This window comes from Hymenobacter siberiensis, assembly GCF_018967845.1.
Lineage (GTDB): Bacteria > Bacteroidota > Bacteroidia > Cytophagales > Hymenobacteraceae > Hymenobacter > Hymenobacter siberiensis.
In genome coordinates, this window is sequence record NZ_JAHLZZ010000001.1 from 354,255 (window position 1) to 369,350 (window position 15,096).

Here is a 15,096-nt window from a genome sequence, read left to right on the forward strand (position 1 = left end):
ACAGGTTAAGCGGGCTAGCTTAGCTCGATTATGACCCCAAAACGCACCCGCCGTCGCTATACGGCTGAGTTCAAAGCGGAGGTGGCGCTAGCCGCCCTCACCGAGCGCCAGCCATTGGCCGAGCTGGCCGCTCACTACCAATTGGCTACCGCTCAAATCACCCGTTGGAAGCTGCAACTGCGTGAGCAGGCCACCCAGGTTTTCACCGAAGCGCCTGCGGCCGGCACGCCCTTACCCGACGTCGAGCCCCTCTACGCGGCCATCGGTCGGTTGCAAATGGAAAACGCGCTGCTAAAAAAAACGCTACCCCGATGAGCACGGCCCAACAACGGGTCCTGGTTCAGGCCTCGGACCCGGCCGGTAGCTCGGTCGCCGCTCGCTGCCAGGCCCTAGGCCTGGCCCGCAGCAGCTTCTACTACCAGCCCTGCGGAGAAAGTGCTTACAACCTGGAGCTCATGCGCCTGCTCGATGAGGAGTTTACCGACCACAACTTCAAAGGAGTGCTCGGCCTGCGCGACCACCTGCGCCTGGCCGGCCACGCCGTCAATGCCAAGCGCGTGCGCCGCCTCGTGCGCCTGATGGGCCACGAGCCGATTTATCCCAAACCGCGCTTGTCCATTCCTGGTCAAGGCGTTACGCCCTACCCGTACCTACTGCGGGACCGCCCGGCCACCGCCCCGAAGGAGGTATGGAGTACCGACATCACGTACGTGCCCATGGCCAAGGGCTTTCTCTATCTGGCCGCCGTGCTCGACTGGCACTCGCGCTACGTGCTCAGCTGGCAGCTCTCCAACACGCTCGACGTGGACTTTTGCCTGCAAGCCCTGGGCGATGCGTTGCGCCATGCTCCGGCTCCCTACATCTTCAACTCCGACCAGGGCAGCCAGTTCACCAGCCTCGCCTACGAACAAGCTTTGCTGGACGCCGGCTGCCGCATCAGCCGCGACGGCCGCGGCCGCGCCACCGACAATGCCTTCATCGAACGCCTCTGGCGCACGGTCAAATGGGAACATATCTATCTTAACCCGGCCGATGACGGCCAGCACCTGCACCAGCAATTAACCGCGTACTTTGCCTACTACAATCATCGCCGACCCCATCAAAGTCTCGGGGGCCAAACGCCCGCCCACGTCTACCAAACCAACACAACATTCAATCATAACAATATTACTTAACAAGCCCCGCTAAACTGTCCAGTTTTTGGGGAGTAGTACAGATGTTGCCCGTCGAAACGAGTAGCAGCTTGTAGGGCTGGCCGTGGAGCAGGAAGCTGTTCACAAAGTCGGCGTCTTTGGTGATGACGATGCGCTGCTCCGCCATCGAGAGCCGGGTGATGCTGCCGTCCTGTGTCTGGTTGGCCGCCGGCAGGTCGAGCGTGTGCAGGCAGTCGCAGCCGGTGTGGAAGGCCAGAAAATCGGCCAACCGCTTCGGCAGCTGCGCATCGATCAGAAACCGCAGCGGCTCGGCGGGGCTCACGACGCCAGCCGGAAGATGGACCGCACTTGCAGCATGTCGGCCGCGTAGGCCTGGCAGGCGCGCAGGTCCTCGGCCTCCAAATCGGGGTAGTCGGCCAGGATTTCGGCTTCCGTCATGCCGGAGGCCAGGTATTCGAGCACGTTTTGCACGGGGTAGCGCAGGCCGCGCACCGTGGGCTGCCCGTGGCAGATGTTCGGGTCGATGGTAATGCGCGGGTGGGCGGTGGAGCGAGGCGTTTCCATGCAGCTAAGGTACGCCCGGCCCCACGGCCCCCAGCGCCACCCCCGCCGCCCCCGGCGCGCCAGCGGCTGGAAGAAGCTGGAGTTTCTTGCAATTCCGCGTGGGTTTCCCCCAAAAAAAACCAGCCGCTCCCGGGGCGGAAGCGGCTGGCGAAGCATTAGAAGCTGCACTTCGGAAAGTACTTAACGATGCTTTTTATACAGTCAAAAAATTATCAAATAAGTCAATCAAGTCTTGTTCCGAAACAACTCCACTCGTTGAAACTTCGTGAATAGGTTGTTTATAGGAGTTAAAAAGCTGGTCCTTAACACTGCTAGGATTTCGTGAACTGACAGTTATCGATGTACCAGGCCTGTCAAAATACTTTTTTATGGCCTTTTTCAGATGCGGCTCTGCTTCCATTGAATTGCCTAGAATTACGAGCTTATCCACTTTCGCCAGAGTTACTTCAAAGCACCTATAATATTCGGACAGAACGTTGTCGTTCTTTACGATTTCTTCCTTCATATCAGGGTTGTTAAAAACCATCACCGGTTCACGGTTCTCCGTGTTTTCTCTGGTCTTATATGTTTTTCCATATCGTTTAGTAAAACGATAAGAACCGTGGATATGAGCTAGAATAAGGTCGTTCCGATATACGTAGGGCGGCTCCAACTCCAGCAAGTCTTGGTAGGACGCCGAATTTATAAATGCATCCGAAAAGATGAAACCTGATGGCCTTTTGGTAAAAATCGTATCCAAAATGCCGTCATAATTAGTCGTAAATATTCTCACTTTTCCTAAACTGCGTTCAGAAATAGTATCTGTCACGCTACCAGGAAAAACCGGAAAGAAGTTCCTAATCTTACCGTACGCCTCGCTCTTTTGGTGTTCCTGAAATTCCTGGGCTATTTCTCGAATCTTGCTAAGCAAGAATCCGTCAAATACAGATTTTAAGCGTTCTAAGTCTTCAGGAGTCAGTATTTGTTCAAAACCAGTCATACTAGAGAACAAATTGATGACTGTATAAATCATCCTTATAAGTTCTTCATGAGACACCCTAATCCCCCTCTGTTTGAACTGCTCACTTAATTCTTTAAAAACTTCGTCAAACTTTTTCCAAAGCGCAGTAATAGCTATGATACTATCCGCAGTACCTCGCTTTTCAATCAATTGTTCTGGTGTTTCTTGACCTGTTAAATGTTTACGAATTATCGATTCAACCATATAGTTGAAACCATTACCAACTAGGAATGCTACTTTCATTTTCTGGGGTAGACTTATTACAGATGAAATGTTTATGGCAATAAAAAGCCGGTAGTTGTTGACTACCGGCTTTTAAATTTTCCTTACGACCCACAGGCCTCGCAGTCCTCCGGGTTATCCAGCGAGCAGCTCATGTCGCTTTGGTTCTGCTCAATCAGGGCCAGAGGCTCCAGGGTTTCGGCGGCTTGCTTTTCCACCGTGAACTTGATGGCGTCGGCGGCGGCTTTGGTGCGCAGGTAGTACATGCCGGTTTTCAGGCCGCGCTTCCAGCTGTGGAAGTGCATGCTGGTGAGCTTGCCGAAGTTCACGTTTTGCACGTGCAGGTTCAGGCTCTGGCTCTGGCAGATGTAGGCCCCGCGGTCGGCGGCCTGGTCGATGATGCGGCGCTGCGAAATCTCCCACACCGTCTTGTACAGGTCTTTGATGTGCTGCGGGATGCGGGCAATGCCCTGCACCGAGCCGTTGGCCGCGATGATTTCCTGCTTCATGCCGTCGTTCCAGAGGCCCAGGGCCACCAGGTCTTTCAGCAGGTGCTTGTTCACCACCATAAACTCGCCGCTGAGCACGCGGCGCACGTAAATGTTGCTCGTGTAGGGCTCAAACGACTCGTTGTTGCCCAGAATCTGGGCGGTGCTGGCCGTGGGCATGGGCGCCACCAGCAACGAGTTGCGGGCTCCGTGCTTCACCACTTCGGCGCGCAGGCTTTCCCAGTCCCAGCGGCCCGAGTCGGGCACCACGTTCCAGAGGTCGAACTGGAACTTGCCCTGGCTCAGGGGCGAGCCGGGGAAGGTTTCGTAGTAGCCGTCCTTGATGGCGAGGTCCTTCGAGGCCGTCATGGCCGCGAAGTAGATGGTTTCGAAGATATCCTTGTTCAGGCCCGAGGCTTCGTCGCTCTCGAAAGGCATGCGCAGGGCAATGAACGTATCGGCCAGGCCCTGCACGCCCAGCCCGATGGGCCGGTGGCGGAAGTTCGACTTCGCGGTTTCGGGCACCGGGTAGTAGTTCACGTCAATCACCTTGTTCAGGTTCAGCGTGGCCTGGTAGGTCACCTCGTACAGCTTGTCGTGGTCAAAGGTGATGTTGCCCTGTGCATCGGTCACGAGGTAGCGGGGCAGCGCCAGCGAGGCCAGATTGCACACCGCGATTTCGTCCTTGTCGGTGTACTCAATAATCTCGGTGCACAGGTTCGAGCTCTTAATCGTGCCCAGGTTCTGCTGGTTCGATTTGCCGTTGGCCGCGTCCTTAAACAGCATGTAGGGCGTGCCCGTCTCGGTCTGGCTTTCCAGAATGGCGAACCACAGCTCCTGCGCCTTGATGGTCTTGCGACCCCGGCCTTCGCGCTCGTACTTCAGGTACAGCTTCTCGAACTCGGGGCCCCAGGTGGTGTCCATGCCGGGGCACTCGTGGGGGCACATCAGCGTCCAGTCGCCGTTTTCCTCCACGCGCTTCATGAACAGGTCAGGCGTCCACATGGCGTAAAACAGGTCGCGGGCGCGCATTTCCTCCTTACCGTGGTTCTTCTTCAGGTCCAGGAATTCGAAAATATCGGCGTGCCAGGGCTCCAGGTAAATGGCGAACGCGCCCTTGCGCTTCCCGCCGCCCTGGTCCACGTAGCGGGCCGTGTCGTTGAATACCTTCAACATCGGCACCAGCCCGTTCGACTGCCCATTGGTCCCCTTGATGTAGGAGCCCGTGGCCCGCACGTTGCTCACCGACAAGCCAATGCCGCCCGCCGACTGCGAAATCAGCGCGCAGTTCTTCAAGGTGTCATAAATGCCGTCGATGGAGTCGTCCTTCATCGTGAGCAGGAAGCAGCTCGACATCTGCGGCTTCGGCGTACCCGCGTTGAACAGCGTGGGCGTAGCGTGGGTAAACCACCGCTCGCTCAGCAGATTGTAGGTCTTCAGTACCGACTCAATGTCATCCTTGTGGATGCCCACCGACACGCGCATCAGCATGTGTTGGGGCCGCTCCACCACCTTGCCCTCCAGGCGCAGCAGGTAGGAGCGCTCCAGCGTCTTAAAGCCGAAGAAGTCGTAGTTGTAGTCGCGGTCGTAAATAATGGCCGAGTCCAGGGTATGGGCATTCTTATGAATTATCTCCCACACGTCGGTGGCCAGCAGCGAAGCATTGTCGCCGTTCTTAGGGTCTTCATAAGTGTACAGCCGCTTCATGGTCGAAGAGAAGGACTTACTCGTCACCTTGTGCAGGTTGCTCACCGCGATGCGGGCCGCCAGAATAGCGTAGTCCGGGTGCTTGGTGGTGAGCGAGGCGGCTGTCTCGGCGGCCAGGTTGTCGAGCTCCACGGTGGTCACGCCGTCGTAGATGCCGTCAATCACCTTCATGGCCACGACAATCGGCGACACGAAATCCATGTTCAAACCGTAGCACAGTTTCTCAATCCGGGCCGTGACTTTATCAAACTTCACGGATTCGCGACGACCGTCGCGTTTAATTACTAGCATACCAGTAGTGTTTTGGTGTGGGTTTTTGCGTATAGAAAGTAGCCGGCGCGGAACCAGTCCGGCGGCAAGTCGTTCATTCAGTAGTGAAAGGGCAGAGCGGGAGGCAGCGAGCTGTGGCGGCCCGCCGGTATTCAACCCCGGAAATTACCGCTTGTGTTTCCGAAGGACAAGGAAAAAATGGGGAAGTTTTCCACATACCGCCAAACGGGCCCGCCCGGCCGCTTTTTCAAGTAATCGAGCGTCAAAAAGGATAATAGCAAGTATTCTATTTGGCTGATTTGCCGGTTAGCAGCACCGACTAGCCTTGGCTGACACGTCAGTATCGCGCTCAAGTCGACTGACTTGGCAAGCTTATGCTGCATGACCGCCCGCAGCAGAGAGGAACAGGCCGTTACTCATCCCAACCCACCATTTACCGCAACGCGGTTGCCCGAAATCTTTCTGATTTCGGGCAACCGCGTTGCGGTAATTACCAACTGGTCAATTATTAGCGTTGTATCTGCCGTATTCTCAACCGCGTACCGCCACAACAGGCGCACATGCGCAGGTTCTCGTAGGTCGTGTACTTGAGGCAGACATTTAGCCCAGCCTGTTGGAACCCTGCCGGTAGCGAGTCAGGTGGCAGCGTAGCATTTCCGGCCAACTGAAGCAAAAAGCCATTCTGGTCGCAACCGTTGCGCCCCCGTATCACGGTGGCATTCTGGTAGCCCTCGCCGCAAGGCGAGGAGGCTGATTTGTTGCAGGCGGCCAAGCCGACCAACAGCAAAAGCGAAACAAAGAACCGGCGAGCTAGCATGGCAAGAGCAGTGTAGGTTTCGCTAGCAGCATTTGCTACCTGACCGCCACCACTCCCCAGCCGTTGCATCGGGGCTTAGAAATCCTCGTCGAGCGAGAACACGTTGTCGTTGCGCTCGCTCATCACGCCGGCTTTCTGGTACTCGGCCACGCGCTTCTCGAAGAAGTTCGTCTTGCCCTGCACCGAAATCATTTCCATGAAGTCGAAGGGGTTAGTGACATTGTAGATTTTGGCGCAGCCCAACGACACCAGCAGGCGGTCGGCCACAAACTCGATGTATTGGGCCATGGTCTTGGCGTTCATCCCGATGAGGCTCACGGGCAGGGCATCGGTCACAAACTCTTGCTCGATGCGCACGGCGTCGGCGATGATGGCTTGCACCCGCTCCTCGCTCAGCTTGTTCTGCAGGTAACTGTAGAGCAGGCAGGCGAAGTCGCAATGCAGGCCCTCGTCGCGCGAAATCAGCTCGTTCGAGAACGTGAGGCCGGGCATCAGGCCGCGCTTTTTCAGCCAGAAAATAGAGCAGAACGAGCCTGAGAAGAAAATACCTTCCACGGCCGCGAAGGCGATGAGGCGCTCGGCAAAGTTCTCGGAGTTAATCCATTTCAGGGCCCACTCGCCTTTCTTCTGCACGGCGGGCACGGTTTCGAGGGCGTTGAAGAGGTAGTCTTTCTCCTTAGGGTCTTTGATGTAGGTATCAATCAGCAGCGAATACGTCTCGCTGTGAATGTTTTCCATCATAATCTGGAAGCCGTAGAAGCAGCGCGCCTCGGGCATCTGCACCTCCTGCATGAAATTCACGGCCAGGTTTTCGTTCACGATGCCATCGGAGGCCGCGAAGAAGGCCAGCACGTGCTTAATGAAGTGGCGCTCGTTGTCGTTCAGGTTGTTCCAGTCTTTCTGGTCCTGGCTCAGGTCGATTTCTTCGGCCGTCCAGAACGAGGCCTGCGACTTCTTGTAAAACTGCCACACCTCATCGTTCTGGATGGGGAAAAGCACGAATCGGTTGGGGTTTTCGGCGAGGAGCGGCTCCATAATATTTCAGGGTATTGTTAGCGGTTTTCGGCGTGGAAGTCGGCAGGCTAACCCGCTTGTTCGGGCAGATGTTTGACTCAAACACCAGAAATGCAGCCAGCCTTCCAACACCAAATATAAGCCCGCAAGCCAGGCCAATTGCCCACCCGATTAGCTTTTTTATTCACTCTTTTTTAGCTAAGCCCACATTTTTTTCAGGTCATTTGCAATGGTTTTTGCCGGGTTTCTTAGCTGAGCTGAGCAGGGAAATGTTCTTCAAAATCAGTCATTTCGCTGCCACTTATCCACATTATCACTGTGGATAAACCTACTTGTCCCCAAACCAGCCAATTTACGGGCCGATTTACCTCATTTTTTAATCTTAGCTTAATCTGCGCTCCGTTCACGCGGAGGCCCTTTTGGGACGGCTGACCCCAGCCAGCCAATGATGATTAAGAACTTAGGGTTTGCATTTCCCGAATCAAAGTCGTACTTTTGCCTTCCCATTTCAGAAAAACCCGCGAAAGCTGATGTACGCAATTGTTAACATAGCTGGCCAGCAGACCAAGGTTGAGGCCAACAAATTCGTTTACGCTCACAAACTGGCCGGCAACGTTGGCGACGTCGTAACGCTGGGCAACGCCCTGCTGACCGATGACAACGGCACCATTACCGTTGGTGCTCCCGAGCTAAGCGTAGCCGTAACCGGCACTATCCTCGCCCATGTAAAAGGCGACAAAGTTCTGGTCTTCAAGAAGAAGCGCCGCAAAGGCTACCAGAAGATGAACGGCCACCGCCAGTCGTTCACGAAAGTAATGATTAACAGCATCGGCTAAGGTCAGTTATGAGTTAAAAGTTAGGAGTTAAGAGTTGGCAGCAAGCTGATTCGCATCCTAACAGCCAACTCTTAACTCCTAACTTTTAACTTATAACTCAAGATGGCTCACAAGAAAGGTGTCGGCTCGTCCAACAACGGCCGCGAATCGCATTCCAAACGTCTCGGCGTGAAAATTTTCGGTGGTCAGGCTCTCGTAGCTGGCAACATCATCGTGCGTCAGCGCGGCACGGCCCACCACCCCGGTGCCAACGTTGGCATGGGCAAGGACCACACGCTGTTCGCCCTCGTTGACGGTGAAGTGCAGTTCCGCAAGGGCCGTAAAGACCGTTCGTTCGTAACGGTTATTCCCCGCGAAGTAGTATCGGTTCCGGCTTAATTGCCTGTCCCTTCTTACTAGAAAAGGCTGCCTCTTTCGGGGCAGCCTTTTCTGCGTTGGAGTAGTTGTAAGAGTGGCAGCACCGAAGCCTACCGCCGGCCTTGGCGGGGACTGTGCGGCTGGTTCACGAGGTACACGCGCAGGTTGAGCTGGGCGGCCACGTCCCACGGCGGGCGCACGGTGGCATCGGCGGTGTAAGCCGGCGGAGCCTGAATGCCCAGACCGGCGTTCAAATCGTAGAGCAGGCGGCGGCCTGGCCCCCGGTGCTGCGTACCGCAAAGCACGAACACGCCGGGCGTGAAGCGGGCAGTAGGCCGGGCTTTGCGGCCCCGCCCGCGCACGGCCAGCTGGGAAAGCTCGGCGCTGCCTTCCAGGGCCAGGTAGTTGCCCCAGGGAGTGGCGCTGCTGGCTTCGTTGAAGTAGTAGCGCGTACCTACGCTCACATCGGTGGTAGGCGTGGGCAGGGCGGTGGCCCCACGGCGGCCCCGTGGGGCACGGCCGGCCGATATGTCGGCTTCGGCCAGCGCGTAGAGGCTGAGATGGGGCTTCAACCGGTATTCGATGCCAAAGGATGAGGGCAGCACTATCTGCCAGGTACCGCTGCTACCGGGCAGGCAGAAAAGATGCGTGAGCCGCATCCCGGCTTTGAGGGCCAGCTTAGGCTGCGTAAGCGCGGCCGGCAGCGCCGGCACCGACTGAGCGAGGGCCGTTTGGGCATGAACCGCACCGGTGAAACCGGCGGGCAGGATGGCGCTCAATACCAACGTCCTTAAAATACGGGCTGCCAACATGGATATGCGGAGAATTCGCCTGACAAGTGCAGAAAGCAGTTTAACCGCAATGGCTTTAACCTTAATTTTCAGCGGTTAAGCAATATCGGGCTTAATCTGTGATTGTCCAACTACCGCTGGCTGAGCAGCATTAATCGGCATGCCGAAGCGCATGAATTCCATCTGAAAGCAGGCCGGCAGCAACGGAAGGAATGTCTTCTGGGCTATGGGCAGCTGCGGATGCCGCTGTGGCAGCTTACTGAACAGGTATGAGCGGGTATAATACCGGCTTGCTGGGGCTGGCGTCCAGCTCCAGGCTGGTGATTTGGATGTTGAGCAGGTAGAGGCCGTCTTCGACTTCATCGGGCACGAAGATGAGCTCAGTGATGGTGGCTTCGCGGCGGGGCTGGGCGGGATACTGCCAGAAGGCGTGGTGGGCCAGGAGCTGGCCGGCGTCTTCTTCGCGGTCTACGCTGGGGAGGTCGAGGAGGAAGTGCCGGACGTTGTTTTCGGCCAGCCACTCGGCCAGAGCGGGCTCGGTGTATGTGGGATTGGTGCCGGAGTAGTGGCGCTGGCGCTTGGCCGCGTCGTTGGGCAGGGTGCGGAGGACGAGTGCCTCGGCAATGGTGCGGTCGGGCTGGGCCCTGAGGGCGGCCTGCACGTCGGCAAGCATGACGACCAGGTCGCCGTTGGGCTGGGGCACCGGGGCTACGCTCACGAGCCGGGCCACGAACAGGAAGCGGCGCAGGCACTGGTTGAGCGTGATGGCGGGGTCGGGCGAGATGTGGCCGTAGCACTCGGTGTGCGTGCCGTTGCCGTGCGGCGTGACGTGGATGCGCTGGTAGTTGGTGCTGCCGCCCAGCGCCACGCTGCCCACAAAGCTGCCCACCCGAATGGTATCGAACTGCACGGGCTCGGCCCAGAAGCAATTCACCTGGTCCTCGCCGGGTTTTAAGGGTAGAGAGATGTCGAGGGGCGCGGCGGGGTCGTAGGTGTAGGAGCGGCCGGCAAAGGGAAAGGTGGGGAACATTTGGCTGGCGGGTTGAAGGGAATTCGATTGGAAATTTCTCGCAGAGGTGCGCAGAGGAAAAACGCGGAGGTACGCAGAGCGAGAATCACCTGTTAAAACTACTATAAATTACTTGCAACTAATTGATTAATATGATTCTACTTGCTCAGCATGACGTTTCGGTAGCAGCCGCCAGCCCGTTCAGAATCTGACTGATTTCGGCAGCGCGGCTGATGATAATGAGGTGTCCGCCCGGCAGCTGGTACTGGCTGTGCGCGGCTCCGTTGGGCAGTAGCCGGTCGGTGGTGCCGTGGATGCGGATGGCCGGCGGGGTGGACCGCCCCGGCCACTGCAACAGCCGCGCAATGGCCCACCGCGTGAAAGGCAGGTCGGTATCGCGCAGTATCTGGCGCAGCAATTCGTGGTCGCGGCCATTTTTCACCCCGAAAAACCATTGGGCCACGCGCGGCAGCCGAGGCAGGAGCTGCGGCGGCACCAAGTGGTGCAGTCCGGTGGCACGGGCCAGCCGCCCCAACCAGGGCAGCTCCGCGGGCCCCGTGAAGCTGGAAACCAATACCACTCGCGCCAGGGGCCGCAGCTGAGCTACTTCCAGGGCCAGCACGCCGCCGAACGAAACGCCGACCAGCCAGCAAGCCTGCCCCTCGGGCACCGCAGCCGCCAAACGGGCCGCGTAGGCGGGGAGCAATTCGGCCGGGCCTTGCGGCGGCAGCCAGCGCAAGACGTGTACTTCGCCTTGCAGACGCAGCAACTGGAACACCCGCTCATCGGCCCCAAGACCGGGAATGAGGTAAAAAACGGGCGCGGCCACGGCGGGCGCTAGGTATCGAGACGCACGAACACGCCTTCGAGGTAGAAGATGTTGTGCGGCTGTGGGTCGTCGGGGTCGTCGTCGTCCAGCTCGCCATCCTCAGTGGCGGGGTAGGTCACGGACAGCTTCAGGGCCACGCTGGGCAGGGGCACGGGCGGCTGGTCGTCGGAATTGTATTCGAGCAGGGCGGGCCAGTTGGCGGTGGCCAGGGCGTCGGCTACTTCTTCCTGGAGGGCTTCGGCGCGGGTGTGAGCGAGGCTGAGAAGGGTATCGAGGGCTTTGAAGGGCAGCGCGAGGTGGAAGAAATGGGTGTCGTTGTCGAAAAACGTGGTGGCCCACACGGTCACATCGTCGGTATTATCGAAGACGATGGCCACGACGTGAATCTGCTCCACGAAGAAGTCGGCGTCGTCGGCAATGCTGTCGCTCAGTAGTTTGACCACAGATTAAATGGATTTGACCACAGATTGAGTGGATTTCAACGGATGAAACAGGTTTTTTGTGGTTCGGCGCAAATGTAAAGCGAAGCCATCAGGTCATGTCGGACGGAACCCCGGAAAATCTGTTTCATCCATCGAAATCCACTTAATCGGTGGTCGTGGTCTGAAACAGCTCCAGCGTGATGTGGTCAGCCAGCAGTTTGCCCGCATCGGTCAAGGTAAGCACTTCGTTTTGGATAGTGGCCCAGCCGCTGGCTTGCAGCTCGGCGAGGTAGGTGGCGCGGGTGGCGGGCAGGTCGAGGCCGTGGTGGGTGCGCAGGTGGGCCAGGTCGCAGCCCCGGGCGGTGCGCAGGGTGGTGAGCAGGTACTCGTTGGCGCGGTCGGTGGCGGTGAGCTGGTCGAGGGTCACGGGCACTTCGCCGCGCTCGAGCACGGCGGCCACGTACTGCGGGTTGTTGGCGAGGGTGAACTGGCGGTTCTGGCCGTCGTAGCTGTGGGCGCTGGGGCCCAGGCCGAGGTAGGGAACCCCGCGCCAGTAGTTGGCATTGTGGCGGCTCTCGCGGCCGGGCTGGCAGAAATTACTGATTTCGTACTGTGTGTAGCCGTGGCCGCGCATGGCGGCCAGCAGCATTTCAAACTGCGTGGCCACAAACTCATCGGGCGCGGGCTTGAAAGTGCCCTTCTGCAACCGATGCCCAAAGGCCGTGCCCGGCTCAATGGTGAGCGCATAGGCCGAAACGTGCGGCACCCCCAGCGCAAAGGCATTGGCCAAATCGGCTTCCCAGATGTGATGGCCGGGCGCGGGCACCCCGTATATCAGGTCGATGGAGATATTCTCGAAGCCCGCATCCTGAGCGCGGCGCACGGCGGTGGTGGATTCCTCGGCGGTGTGGGCGCGGTTCATCATCCGCAGGTGCGGCTCGTAGAAGCTTTGCAGGCCGATGCTGAGGCGGTTGATACCGGCCTGGCTCAGCTCGCGCAGCTTGGCGGCGCTGAGGTCGTCGGGATTGGCTTCGAGGGTGATTTCGGCCTGTGCCGCAACCGCGAAGTGGCGGTGAATGGCCGTAAAAATCTGCGCCAGCTCATCGGCCGTGAGCAGGGAAGGCGTGCCGCCGCCGAAGTAGATGGTTTCTAACGCCACGCCCGCGCCGAGATAGTCGCGCCGCAGCTCAATTTCCCGCACGATGGCCTCGACCAGACGGCTTTTCAGCCCCAGCGAAGTGCTGAAGTGGAAGTCGCAGTAGTGGCAGGCCTGCTTGCAGAAGGGGATGTGGAGATAGAGACCGGCCATGTTTTCAGTTAACAATGAGCAGTTATACTCGTCTCGAAGTAGGGTGCGGGGCCTGCCCCCGCCCGTCGTTGAACGGTATCGTTGAAACAGTGCGAACGACGGGCGGGGGCAGGCCCCGCACCCTACTTCGCTTTTCGCAAGCTACTTCGTGACGAGTATAACAGTGAACCCGATTTGTATACAGAAGATGCCCGCCCAGACCACAAAGATACCGCCTGACCGCACGACAGAGCGCAACTTTATCCGAGGGGCTACCTTCGGGAAATTAAACGCTGGCTTTCGCGTTGTGCTTCCGAATGATGAGGGTTCTACTGCGCTTTTGGGTACTGACGCTGCTGCTGGCTGGCCTGACCAGCCCGGCCGCCCACGCCCAAACGCCCAGCCTCGACCCCAACGTGCCCAACCAGCCCGGCCTGGCCACCCCTACCCTGCCGCCCCGCGCCACGCCGGCCTCGGCCGCCGCCACGCGCCGGGTGCTGGCCCACCCGCGCCTGCTGGTGCTGGAGGCCGAAGCCGCCGACCGGCCGGTGCTGCGCCGCTACAAGGTACGGGCCAGCGTGCCCGATTCCCTCAGTGCGCTGCGCGCAGTGCGCGAGCTGGTGCTGGGCCTGCAGGGCGATGCCTACCTCACGGCCTCGGCCGATGAGCTGCACTGGAGCCGCGATACCGTGCGGGTGCGCCTGTACGTGGGCGAGCAGTTCCGCTGGGCCTACTTGCGCAACGGCAACCTCGGCGATGGCCTGCTGACCCGAGCCGGCTACCGCGAGAAGTTTTTCCGAGGCACGCCCTTCGTGCCCGAAGACTGGGTGAAGCTGCAGGAGCGCATCCTGACCGAAGCCGAAAACCAGGGCTTCCCCTTTGCCACGGTCGGCCTCGATTCCATTCACCTGAACGGACACGACATTTCGGGCCGCGTGGTGCTGAAGCGCGGCCGCGTGGTGGTATTCGACTCGCTCCAGATTGTGGGCAACAGCAAGACCAAGAAGCGCTTCCTGACCAAATACCTCCAGATTTTTCCCGGCCAGCCCTTCAGCCAGCAGCGCGTGGCCGCCGCCGCCCAGTTGCTGCGCCAGCTGCCCTACCTAAAGCTGCGCGCCGAGCCCGAAGTGCGCTTCGCCCTGGGCCGGGCGCGGGTGTACCTGCTGCTCGACGACCGGCCCAGCAACCAGTTCGACGCCATTGTGGGCATTTTGCCGAACGCCAACGCCAACCAGACCGGCGTGCAGTTCACCGGCGACGTCACCATCAACCTGCGCAACATCAAGGGCGGCGGCAAGCAGCTGGGCCTGCAATGGCGCAAAACCGACGCTATTTCACAGCTTCTCGATGCCCAGTACGTGCACCCCAATTTCTTCGGCACGCCGCTCGAAGTATCGGCCACGTTCAACCTCTACAAGCAAAACGAGGCGTTCACCACCACCCGGCCCCGCGTGCAGGTTACCTACCCCACGGCGCGGGCGGGCCGCATCAGCTTCTTTGCCGAGCAACGGGCATCGTTTGTTGATGCGCTGAAAGACACCACAGTACTGCCCGCCAACCTCGATTCGCAGTACAATTCCTACGGCTTGTCCTACGCCTGGGCCAACCTCGACGACCTGTTTTTTCCGCACCGGGGCAGCTTGCTGAATGTGCAGTCGGCCCTGGGCACCAAAACCATCACCAAAAACGCCCAGCTTCGGCCCGAGCTGTACGCGGGCATCCCGCTTAGCTCCACACAGTACTCGTTCGGGCTGCGCGCCGAGCGTTACTTCCCCGTGAAGCGGGCGGGCGTGCTGCTACTACGCCTGCGGGGCGAGGGCCTGCTCAATTCGCGCCTTTTTGTCAACGACCTGTTCCGACTGGGCGGGCTGAATTCATTGCGCGGCTTTAATGAGAACCAGTTTTACACCAGTTCCTATGCCGTGGCTACGGCCGAGTTCCGGCAGTTCATCGGGCCGGATTCCTACGCGTTTCTGTTTGCCGACCAGGCCTACCTGCGCCACGATATCGACAACGACCGGTTCAATGACCAGCCCACCGGCGTGGGTGCGGGCCTGAGCTTTCGCACGGCGGCGGGTTTGTTCCAATTCGTGTACTCGGTAGGCCGGGCTAACAATCAGGCATTTGAGCTAAAATCCTCCAAAATTCACTTTGGTCTGACAAGTAGGTTTTAAGCCGCCAACTACCGGGCAGGTAGCATAATTGCGCCATTTCGTCCGGAAATTCAGACAAGAACCCTACTTCCAGCCAGCTTGGCGGAAATCAAAAAAGTTCCCTGAAAACACCGCCAATGTGACTGATATTCAGCACAGATAAGCCCTGATTCAG

At 58.7% G+C, this 15,096-nt stretch carries 16 protein-coding genes; 6 read left to right on the plus strand and 10 right to left on the minus strand.

All coding sequences use genetic code 11. From position 1 onward, the window contains the following. The first annotated feature begins 30 nt into the window (after positions 1–30). On the plus strand, positions 31–315 hold the full coding sequence (locus KQ661_RS01545) for a transposase (RefSeq protein ID WP_216679462.1): 285 nt from the start codon (positions 31–33) through the stop codon (positions 313–315). Further along, the gene (locus KQ661_RS01550; protein ID WP_216685484.1) at positions 312–1,175 is read left to right on the plus strand and encodes an IS3 family transposase; all 864 of its coding nucleotides are present in this window, start codon (positions 312–314) and stop codon (positions 1,173–1,175) included. Before KQ661_RS01545 ends, KQ661_RS01550 begins: the two co-directional genes overlap by 4 nt. Here KQ661_RS01550 and KQ661_RS01555 read toward each other — a convergent pair. The 5 genes from KQ661_RS01555 to KQ661_RS01575 form a co-directional block, all read right to left on the minus strand. Continuing rightward, positions 1,168–1,476: a DUF5615 family PIN-like protein gene (locus KQ661_RS01555; RefSeq protein ID WP_216685485.1), complete on the minus strand. Its 309-nt coding sequence runs from the start codon at positions 1,474–1,476 to the stop codon at positions 1,168–1,170. The two genes, KQ661_RS01550 and KQ661_RS01555, sit on opposite strands and share 8 nt — an antisense overlap. Continuing rightward, on the minus strand, positions 1,473–1,718 hold the full coding sequence (locus KQ661_RS01560; protein ID WP_168671382.1) for a DUF433 domain-containing protein: 246 nt from the start codon (positions 1,716–1,718) through the stop codon (positions 1,473–1,475). Before KQ661_RS01560 ends, KQ661_RS01555 begins: the two co-directional genes overlap by 4 nt. Before the next feature lie 193 nt (positions 1,719–1,911). Further along, positions 1,912–2,961, minus strand: a complete 1,050-nt coding sequence (locus KQ661_RS01565; RefSeq protein ID WP_216685486.1) for a hypothetical protein — start codon at positions 2,959–2,961, stop codon at positions 1,912–1,914. Positions 2,962–3,044: 83 nt separating this feature from the next. Next, positions 3,045–5,426, minus strand: a complete 2,382-nt coding sequence (locus KQ661_RS01570; RefSeq protein ID WP_216685487.1) for a ribonucleoside-diphosphate reductase subunit alpha — start codon at positions 5,424–5,426, stop codon at positions 3,045–3,047. Positions 5,427–6,297: 871 nt separating this feature from the next. After that, a complete protein-coding gene (locus tag KQ661_RS01575) occupies positions 6,298–7,257 on the minus strand; it encodes a ribonucleoside-diphosphate reductase small subunit (protein WP_216679038.1) in 960 nt (319 codons plus the stop codon). Positions 7,258–7,271: 14 nt separating this feature from the next. Here KQ661_RS01575 and KQ661_RS01580 point away from each other — a divergent pair, with 14 nt between their 5' ends. From KQ661_RS01580 to rpmA, 3 genes are all read left to right on the plus strand, one after another. Next, a complete protein-coding gene (locus tag KQ661_RS01580) occupies positions 7,272–7,562 on the plus strand; it encodes a hypothetical protein (RefSeq protein ID WP_216685488.1) in 291 nt (96 codons plus the stop codon). A 204-nt stretch (positions 7,563–7,766) separates the two neighbouring features. Further along, complete coding sequence (rplU, locus tag KQ661_RS01585) at positions 7,767–8,072, plus strand: 50S ribosomal protein L21 (protein ID WP_168671388.1); 306 nt, start codon at positions 7,767–7,769, stop codon at positions 8,070–8,072. A 102-nt stretch (positions 8,073–8,174) separates the two neighbouring features. Further along, positions 8,175–8,450, plus strand: a complete 276-nt coding sequence (gene rpmA, locus KQ661_RS01590; RefSeq protein WP_168671389.1) for a 50S ribosomal protein L27 — start codon at positions 8,175–8,177, stop codon at positions 8,448–8,450. Positions 8,451–8,539: 89 nt separating this feature from the next. Here the strand turns inward: rpmA and KQ661_RS01595 are convergent, their stop codons facing one another. From KQ661_RS01595 to hemW, 5 genes are all read right to left on the minus strand, one after another. Beyond that, positions 8,540–9,208 carry a hypothetical protein gene (locus KQ661_RS01595; protein ID WP_216685489.1) on the minus strand — a complete coding sequence of 223 codons (669 nt, stop codon included), beginning with the start codon at positions 9,206–9,208 and terminating at the stop codon, positions 8,540–8,542. Positions 9,209–9,476: 268 nt separating this feature from the next. Beyond that, positions 9,477–10,250, minus strand: a complete 774-nt coding sequence (locus KQ661_RS01600) for a cyclase family protein (protein ID WP_216679040.1) — start codon at positions 10,248–10,250, stop codon at positions 9,477–9,479. Positions 10,251–10,395: 145 nt separating this feature from the next. Next, a complete protein-coding gene (locus KQ661_RS01605; protein WP_216685490.1) occupies positions 10,396–11,058 on the minus strand; it encodes an alpha/beta hydrolase in 663 nt (220 codons plus the stop codon). An 8-nt stretch (positions 11,059–11,066) separates the two neighbouring features. Next, positions 11,067–11,501, minus strand: coding sequence for a hypothetical protein (locus KQ661_RS01610; RefSeq protein WP_216679042.1), 435 nt, complete (start codon positions 11,499–11,501; stop codon positions 11,067–11,069). A 142-nt stretch (positions 11,502–11,643) separates the two neighbouring features. Beyond that, the gene (gene hemW, locus KQ661_RS01615) at positions 11,644–12,789 is read right to left on the minus strand and encodes a radical SAM family heme chaperone HemW (RefSeq protein WP_216685491.1); all 1,146 of its coding nucleotides are present in this window, start codon (positions 12,787–12,789) and stop codon (positions 11,644–11,646) included. A gap of 296 nt (positions 12,790–13,085) precedes the next feature. Between hemW and KQ661_RS01620 the strand changes: the two genes are divergently transcribed. Then, positions 13,086–14,942: a BamA/TamA family outer membrane protein gene (locus tag KQ661_RS01620; RefSeq protein WP_216685492.1), complete on the plus strand. Its 1,857-nt coding sequence runs from the start codon at positions 13,086–13,088 to the stop codon at positions 14,940–14,942. The last annotated feature ends 154 nt before the right edge of the window (positions 14,943–15,096 follow it).